Source organism: Corallococcus praedator (genome assembly GCF_003612125.1).
Lineage (GTDB): Bacteria > Myxococcota > Myxococcia > Myxococcales > Myxococcaceae > Corallococcus > Corallococcus praedator.
Genome location: NZ_RAWI01000417.1, coordinates 1 through 7847 on the forward strand (window position 1 = coordinate 1; position 7847 = coordinate 7847).

Genomic DNA, 7847 nt, shown 5'->3' on the forward strand with positions numbered 1-7847 from the left:
GGTGTCGGGCTGCTCGACGGCGGTGGTGCCATCGGCGGGCGGTGTGGCACGGGGCTTCACGCTTTCGCAGCCCACGCCCAGGACGAGCGCGGCGCACAGCAGGAAGGGCCGGGAGGAGAGACGGGACAGGGTACGTCGCATGCGTGGGCCTCGGGAGGGGCGTCACGGGATGCGCCCCCTCGCAGGCCGCTAGATACACCGGGGTCGGGGCACGGACCGTGAGGACCGTGTGTCCGCGTTCGGGAGCAACGTGTTGTAGCCGACGGTGCGGCTACCCCACGGTGATCTCCCGATAGAACACGTCACTGGGGCCCAGTCGGTTCATGGTGTCGATGAAGCGTTCGGAGACGACGATGCGGGTGGTCTCCTCCACGCCGAAGAGGTCGAGTCCCGGGGGCACGGATTCGCGCAGGAGCCAGCGCTTCGGGGGCAGTGAGAAGCTGTTGTCCCCGCAGTCTGGGCAGGTTGGGACGCGGTCGATGCAGTCGGGATGCAGCTTCGCCAGGGGACGCGCTTCCAGTTCGTAGAGAGGAAGTTCCTTGGTGCGCCGGGTACGCAGCTCCGCGCGGACCGGGATGATGCCTTGCAGCCCTGTTTCCAGAAGCAGGTCGCGCGCATCCTCCCGCACGAGCACCTGCCACGAGGGCAACGCGGTCACGGGACCGAAGTGACCGCGCGCGGTGCCCACCAGGGGACCCAAGCTGTTCCCCGGCTCAAGTACAATCCCTGCTGTGGCGAAGGGGCGAACCAGTGCCGCACGCCGCGCATATTCCTCGGCGGACTGCGGCCAGATGTCGGTCAGGGACTCATTCTCCGGCAGCTCGGACAGATCCACCGAGGGATACGCCTGCATCCCGCCCCTGGCACCACAGCGGGGACAGAGGATGCTGGGCAGGCACCACCTGTGTTCCGCGCGGTAGCTCCCGCTCCATTGTCCCGATTCAAGGTTTGCTAGCTCTTCCAGTTCGAAGTAGCGCAACCGTTAGTCCTCCACCGGGAGCGGCAGGAGGTCTATCTGCTGCCAGTAGGTCATTGTCAGTCCAAAGAGACCGTACTTCTGAATCATCAGCCAAGCCTGTTCAAAATGCGCTGCCTGCGGCTTGGTGCCATGCAGCCGGATATAATCTCGCCAGTCCTGATTCCACGGTCCGCCAGCCTCTCCACTGTGAATGTGTTTGTGCAGGTCCACGTCCACGGCGAGCACGTACTGATGCACGTTGATCCCCTTGTTGCGGAAGTGCTTCTTGAACGCCTGCGGAAAGATGTGGTGCCGCTCCTTGGGCCGCTTCGCCCATTCCGCCATCGCCCTTTCCCGCTGCACCTGACTGGGCAGCTTCTCGCGAGGATGGAAGCGGAACACCATGACGGGCCGCGCATCGCGCGGAAGTTCCTGCGCGGTGCCCCAGTTGCGTTGCGGCCCGCTCCCTGGCGCGACCAACACCGGCGGAGCCGTCGCACCCCGCGTGCGCACGATGCGGCCCGGCTCCAGGTCCTCGCACCGGAACAGCGCGCAGGCCTCGTCCGTGCACAGGGGCGTGACGCACCGGTCCTCACCGCTGTCCTCACATTCCCGTTCGTACCCGGCCTCCTGCCAGACACCCTCGGGTGAGAACGTCGCGACCGACGACGTGGAGGCACAGCCCCACCACAGGCCCACCCACAGCCAGCACAGCCAGCGCATGACGCTCCCGGGAAGCTCGGCCCGCGCACCATGACAGGGCTTCCACCCCCACTCCCAGTGGAAGCCCCCACCCCGGCACTGCTAGACCTCCGTCAGGTCCATCTTCCGCCTCCGGAGCCCCGCGCATGCCCACGCCCCTGTCCATCCGCCGAGTCGTCCTCTACAAGCACGGCGTCGGCTACTTCGAGCGCCGGGGCAAGGTGACGGACAGCGAGACCGCGCACCTGGACTTCAAGGCGCGCGACATGAACGACGTGCTCAAGTCCATGACCGTGCTGGACCTGTCCGGCGGCTCCGTCTCCGCCGTGAGCTACGACTCCACCAAGCCCCTGGAGCAGCTCCTCTCCGAAGCCACCATCCGCATCCCCGAACACGGCAGCCTCACCGCGCTGCTCGGTCAGGTGAAGGGTGCCCGCGTCCGCGCCCGCATCGGCGGCGGACAGGTGGAGGGCGCCATCGTCGGCCTGGAGTCCCTCCCCGTCGTCCAGGGCGAGGCGAGCGTCATCCGCCCCTTCCTCACGCTGCTCGTCGGCGCCTCCCTGCGCACCATCGACGTGTTGGAGATCAGCGAGCTGGAGTTCCTCGATGAGGCCGTGCGCAAGGACCTGGAGTTCTACCTGGCCACCGTCATGTCCTCGTACAAGAAGGACTCCAAGCGCCTGTCCATCCTCACCGCCGGAGAGGGCACCCGCGAGCTGTTCGTCAGCTACGTGCTGGAGTCCCCCGTGTGGAAGACCAGCTACCGCATCCTCCTGGATGAAGCGCAGCCGCCGCTGCTCCAGGGCTGGGCGCTCGTGGACAACACCGGCGACGAGGACTGGGTGGACGTGGAGCTGTCGCTCATCGCGGGCCTCCCCGTGTCCTTCGTCCACGACCTCTACAACCCCCGCTACCAGCGCCGCCCCATCGTGGAGGTGCGCTCGGAGGTCGGCATCGCGCCCGTGATTCCCGAGGAGGCCCGCTCCGAGTCATACGACGCCGAAGCGGAGGTCTCCGACGAAGGCGCCTACGGCAGCAGCGGAGCCGCTCCCAGCGCCAGCTTCATGCCCATGGCCGCCCCCGCGCCGGCCCCCGCCATGCGCAGCAGGAGCATCGGAGGTGGAGGCCGGGGCGGGATGCGCGAGCGGCTGGAGCAGAGCACCGCCGTGAAGACCGTGACCAAGGAGGTGGGCGACCTCTTCGAGTACGGCGTGGACCGCCCCGTGACGGTGCACCGCAACCAGAGCGCGCTCGTCCCCATCCTGCACCGCCCGTTCGAGGGCCGCCGCGTGCTGCTCTACAACCGCGCCACGCGCGAGAAGAACCCGATGACGTGCATCGAGTTCAAGAACACCACCGGCCTCACGCTGGAGGGCGGCCCCGTCACCGTCACCGAGGACGAGACCTACGTGGGCGAGGCGATGCTCGACACCCTCAAGCCCGACGACGTGCGCTTCGTGCCCTACGCCGTGGAGCTGTCCTGCTCCGTGTCCGTGGACGACAACCAGGAGGACGGCCCGGTGTTCCGCGCCCAGTTGAGTCACGGCACCCTGGTGACGGAGTTCTTCCACCAGCGCCGCACGAAGTACCTGGTGCGCAACAAGGCGAAGCGCGCCCAGACGCTCTACGTGGAGCACCCGCGCACCGGCTGGGACCTGAAGGACACGGATGCCCCCGCGGAGACCACCGACGGCTTCTGGCGCTTCAAGCGCGAGCTGGCCCCGGGCGCCTCCGACACGCTCACCGTCACCGAGCGCACCAAGGGCCAGCGCCAGTACCACATCGGCAGCCTGGAGCTGGTCCAGGTGGCGTACTTCCTGGACGCGCGTTTCATCGATGCGCGCGTCGCCCAGGTGCTGCGCGACGTGGTGGCACTGCGTGAGAAGCTGGCCGGGTTCACCCGGGACACCCAGCGCCTGTCCGAGGAGCGCACCCAGCTCTTCAACGACCAGGAGCGGATCCGCTCCAACATCGACTCGCTCCAGAGCGGTGCGTCGCAGCGCGAGCTGGTGGAGCGCTTCGTCACCAAGCTCAACGCGCAGGAGGACCGGCTGGAGGCCATTGGCGGCGAACTGGAGCGCATCGAGAAGGAGCGCGTCCGCCTCCAGGAGGACGTCAACAAGCGCATCCAGTCGCTCAGCTACGAGGCGGAGCTGTAGACCTCCGCCTCGGCAGGGACGTCCCGGCTACGGCGTGGCCGCGCGGAACACCTCGCGGCCCGCCACCACCGTCAGGCGCACCTGCGCGGTGAGCAGGTCCGGCGCGGGCGCGTCCACCGGATCCACCGACAGCACCACGAAGTCCGCGTCCTGGCCCGGCTTCAGCCGGCCGCGCTTGTCTTCCGCGAAGGACGCGTAGGCCGCGCCCACCGTGAAGCCCTCCAGCGCCTCCTCCCCGCTCAGGCGCTGATCCGGCTGCCATCCGCCCGGCGGCTGCCCGCTGGCATCCTGCCGCGTGCGCGCCGCGTACAGCCCCGCGAGCACGTCCGGTCGCTCCACCGGGAAGTCGCTGCCCAGCGCCAGCACCGCGCCCGCGGCCTTCAGCTTCTGCCACGCATAGGCGCCCTGGATGCGCTCCGGGCCCACACGGGCCTGGGCCCACGGCATGTCGCTGGTGGCGTGCGTGGGCTGGATGCTCGCGACGAAGCCGTTCGCGCCCAGCCGGGTGATGTCCTCCGGGCGCATGATCTGCGCGTGCTCCACGCGGTGGCGACCCTCCTTGTTCCCCGTGGCCTCCATCTCCTTGAGGAGCGTGTCCAGCACCAGCGTGTTGGCGCGGTCGCCAATCGCATGCGTGGCCACCTGGAAGCCGCGTCCCACGAAGGCGTGCACGCGCGCGGCGTACTCCTCCGGAGACAGCAGCAGCAGGCCCTGGTGGGCGGGCTCGTCGCTGTAGGGCGCGGTCAGCGCCGCGCCCCGGCTGCCCAGCGCTCCGTCCAGGGTGAGCTTCACCGCGCGCATCGTCAGGAGCTTGCCCTGGAAGGGGCCGTCCTTCAGGTACTGCTCGCGGTCCGCCGTCTGTCCATCCGCCATGGCGTAGATGCGCAGGGGCAGGCGGCCTTCCTTGTCCCACTGCTGGAGCAGCCGGAAGGTCTTCAGGTCCATGCCCGCGTCATGCACGCCGGTGAGCCCCACGCGCGCGCAGTGTTCCAGCGCCGCGGTGAGCCGCGCCTCGCGCTGGGCGTCCGTGGGCGCGGGCAGCGCCGCGTCCGCCAGGTCCATGGCGTTGTCCACCAGCACGCCGGTGGGCTCGCCATCCGGGCCCCGAAGGATGCGGCCGCCCTGCGGATCCTTCGTGTTCCTGTCGATGCGCGCGCGGCGCAGCGCTTCACCGTTGAGCCACAGCGCGTGACCGTCCACGCGCCCCAGCACCACGGGCGTCTTGGGGAAGGCCGCGTCCAGGTCCGCGTGCGTGGGGAAGACCTTCTCCGGCCAGTCGTTCTGGTCCCAGCCCCAGCCCAGCAGCCACTCGCCCTGGAACGCGGAGGCCGGAGCCTGGGACAGCCGTGCGCGGATTTCGTCCCGCGACGCGGTGCCCTCCAGCCGCACGCGCACCAGCGCCCCCGCGAGCCCCGCCAGGTGCCCGTGTGAATCCGTGAGCCCCGGCACCACCGTGGCGTCGCCCAGCTCCACCACGCGCGCCGCGGGCCCCGCCGCCGCGAGCACCTCTTCGCGGCTGCCCACCGCGAGCACCTGACCGTCCCGCACCGCGAGCGCCTGTGCCACCGGGCGCGCCGCATCCAGCGTGCGGATCCGCTTCGCCACGAACACCGTGGGCGCGCCGGAGACGGCCTCCTGCGCGGGTGTCGCTTCCGGCACGCGGCGGGAGCAGCCCGCCGCCGCGCCCACGAGCAGGAGCAGCGCTCCCAGGGTCCGACCGAAACGTCCTCGCATCATCCGAGCACCCGCCCTTGGCAGTCCGCCCCGGGCATCGGACCCGGGGCATCGCGCGCGGCACTCTGCCGTACGAGCGGTGCGGCGGCCAGTCGTCCGCGCGAGCCCCGAGCCCAACGGGACGCGTGCACTGGAGCGCCGGAGGGCGTATGCAGCGGCGCGTGAGCACTGCTGGCCCCCGTGGCATCCTCTTCGACCTCGACGGCACGCTGGTGGATTCGCTGCCGGACATCATTGGCAGCTTCCTCCACGGCTTCACGCACCTGGGCCTGCCGGTGCCTTCCATCGCGGAGGTGCGAGCCCTCATCGGCCAGCCGCTGGACGTGATGTACACGCAGTTCGCGCCCGAGCACGTCACGGGCCTCTGCGCGGCCTACCGCGAACACTACCCGCTCAACTTCCTCAACCACTCGCGGCCCTTCCCCGGCGTTGTGCAGGTGCTGCGGACCCTGCGCGAGCGCGGCTACCTGCTGGCCGTCGCCACCACCAAGCGCAGCGACATGGCGCGGCGCTTCGTGCAGGCCCTGGGGATGGAGGGGCTGCTGCACCACGTGCAGGGCACGGATGGCTTTCCGCACAAGCCCGCGCCGGACGTGCTCCACCGCGCGCTCGCGGCGCTGAAGACCGAAGGACTGTGGATGGTGGGCGACACCACGCTGGACCTGCGCGCGGGCCGGGCCGCGGGCCTGCGCACCTACGCCGTCACATGGGGCACCCACTCCCCGGAGGAGCTGGCCACCGCCACGCCGGACGAACTCCAGCCCGACCTGGAGCGGCTGCTCTCGCACTTGCCGCCGCTGTCCTGAGCGTGCGCGGACTTCAGTGCCGCGCCTGCGGCTGGAGCGCTTGCAGGTGCCGCACCTGCTGACGGCTGGACAGCGGGAACGCCGGAAGCGTGAGCTGATCCAACTCCCGGGGACCGATGAGCTGCACCACGTCCTTGCGGAAGATCAGGTCCAGCATCCAGTTCATCGCCACGCGCACCTTCGTCTCCAGCCGGGGCAGCTTCGCCAGGTAGATGCTGCGCCACAGGAACCACGCGAAGGTGCCGGAGAACTTCAGCCCCAGGATGCGCGCCACGCCCGCGCGCCGGCCAATCGCCGCGAGCTGCCCCAGCATCTTGTAGCGGAACGCCTTGCCCGGCCGTCCCTTCAACGCCGAGCACACGTTGCGCGCCACCACCACGCCCTGTCGCAGCGCGTGCTGCGCGGTGGGCGGGCAGGGCCTGCCCCCGTTCGTGAGGTCCGGCACCGACGCGCAATCCCCCAGCGCCCACACGCCCGGGAAGCCCGGCACCTCCATGCGCGCGTTCACCTTCAGGCGCCCGCGCTCCTTCTCGCACGGCAGGGATTGCAGGAGGGACGGAGGCGTGACGCCCGCGGCCCACACCACCGTCTTGGTGGGCACCAGCGTGCCGCCCGGCAGCACCACGCCGGCCTCCGTCACGTCCTGCACGTGGATGCCGGTGCGCACCTCCACGCCGTGCTCGATGAGCTTCTTGCGAGTGTACGCGCCCAGGTCCTGGCCCAGCTCCGGCAGCACCTCCTTGCCCCCGTGCACCAGCATCACGCGCACGTTGGCGTGCTGGATGTTCGGATAGAAGGGCAGGGCGCCGTGGATGAAGTCGTTGATGGCGCCCGCGGTCTCCACGCCCGCGAAGCCGCCGCCCACCACCACGAACGTGACGACGTGGTTGCTCCCCATCGTCATGCAGTCCGCGTCCGCTTCCTCCAACCGGTCGATGAGGCAGTTGCGCAGGAGCATCGCGTCGCCCAGCGTCTTCATCGTCAGCGTGTGGTCGCGCGGGCCCGGCTTGCCGAAGAAGTTCGTCTCCGAGCCCATGGCCAGCACCACGTAGTCGTACGTCAGCGTGTGGCTGTGGCCGTCCAGCCCGCCGTGCGCCACCGTGGCCGTCTTCGCGTGCAGGTCCAGGCCGGTGAGGTCACCCTCCACGAACGACAGGTGCGGCAACAGCTTGCGCAGCGAGATGACGATGGCGCTCGCGTTCAGGTCGCTCGCGGCCACCTCGTGGAGCATGGGCGTGAAGAGGAAGAAGTTGTCGCGGCTGACGATGGTGACCTCCACGTCGTCCCGCCGCCCCAACTGCCGCTCCAGGTGCAGCGCCGCGTACACGCCCGCGAAGCCGCCCCCCAGGATGAGCACCCGCTTGCGCCCGCTCCCACTGGCCGCTGGCACGCAGAGCCCCTGCGACTGGTTGTCCGCCCCCATGCCCGCCTCCTCGCGACGCGAAGAACATCACCCCCGAATGTCGGGTCGGGGCCTCGCGTCCGCAC

6 protein-coding genes are annotated in these 7847 nt (G+C 70.0%); 2 read left to right on the plus strand and 4 right to left on the minus strand.

All coding sequences use genetic code 11. The features are described 5' to 3' along the window. Positions 1 to 271 precede the first annotated feature (271 nt). Together sitI6 and sitA6 are read right to left on the minus strand one after the other, a co-directional pair. Positions 272 to 979 (minus strand): SitI6 family double-CXXCG motif immunity protein, encoded by a 708-nt coding sequence (gene sitI6 / locus D7Y13_RS34720; protein ID WP_120585585.1) that lies wholly within the window; start codon positions 977 to 979, stop codon positions 272 to 274. A gap of 3 nt (positions 980 to 982) precedes the next feature. Continuing rightward, the gene (gene sitA6 / locus D7Y13_RS34725; protein WP_120585586.1) at positions 983 to 1681 is read right to left on the minus strand and encodes a SitA6 family polymorphic toxin lipoprotein; all 699 of its coding nucleotides are present in this window, start codon (positions 1679 to 1681) and stop codon (positions 983 to 985) included. A 125-nt stretch (positions 1682 to 1806) separates the two neighbouring features. Here sitA6 and D7Y13_RS34730 point away from each other — a divergent pair, with 125 nt between their 5' ends. Then, complete coding sequence (locus D7Y13_RS34730; RefSeq protein WP_120585587.1) at positions 1807 to 3819, plus strand: hypothetical protein; 2013 nt, start codon at positions 1807 to 1809, stop codon at positions 3817 to 3819. A gap of 27 nt (positions 3820 to 3846) precedes the next feature. Here D7Y13_RS34730 and D7Y13_RS34735 read toward each other — a convergent pair whose 3' ends face one another. After that, positions 3847 to 5556, minus strand: coding sequence for an amidohydrolase (locus tag D7Y13_RS34735; protein ID WP_120585588.1), 1710 nt, complete (start codon positions 5554 to 5556; stop codon positions 3847 to 3849). Positions 5557 to 5702: 146 nt separating this feature from the next. Between D7Y13_RS34735 and D7Y13_RS34740 the strand changes: the two genes are divergently transcribed. After that, complete coding sequence (locus D7Y13_RS34740) at positions 5703 to 6359, plus strand: HAD family hydrolase (protein WP_370451736.1); 657 nt, start codon at positions 5703 to 5705, stop codon at positions 6357 to 6359. Positions 6360 to 6372: 13 nt separating this feature from the next. On the opposite strand, the gene D7Y13_RS34745 is transcribed toward D7Y13_RS34740, so the two are convergent. Beyond that, positions 6373 to 7782 (minus strand): NAD(P)/FAD-dependent oxidoreductase, encoded by a 1410-nt coding sequence (locus D7Y13_RS34745; RefSeq protein WP_120585589.1) that lies wholly within the window; start codon positions 7780 to 7782, stop codon positions 6373 to 6375. Positions 7783 to 7847: the final 65 nt, after the last annotated feature.

Coding starts and splice junctions, on each gene's coding strand:
- D7Y13_RS34730 (WP_120585587.1), top strand. CDS start 1,807: ATGCCCACGCCCCTGTCCATCCGCCGAGTCGTCCTCTACAAGCACGGC.
- D7Y13_RS34735 (WP_120585588.1), bottom strand. CDS start 5,556: ATGATGCGAGGACGTTTCGGTCGGACCCTGGGAGCGCTGCTCCTGCTC.
- D7Y13_RS34740 (WP_370451736.1), top strand. CDS start 5,703: ATGCAGCGGCGCGTGAGCACTGCTGGCCCCCGTGGCATCCTCTTCGAC.
- D7Y13_RS34745 (WP_120585589.1), bottom strand. CDS start 7,782: ATGGGGGCGGACAACCAGTCGCAGGGGCTCTGCGTGCCAGCGGCCAGT.
- sitA6 (WP_120585586.1), bottom strand. CDS start 1,681: ATGCGCTGGCTGTGCTGGCTGTGGGTGGGCCTGTGGTGGGGCTGTGCC.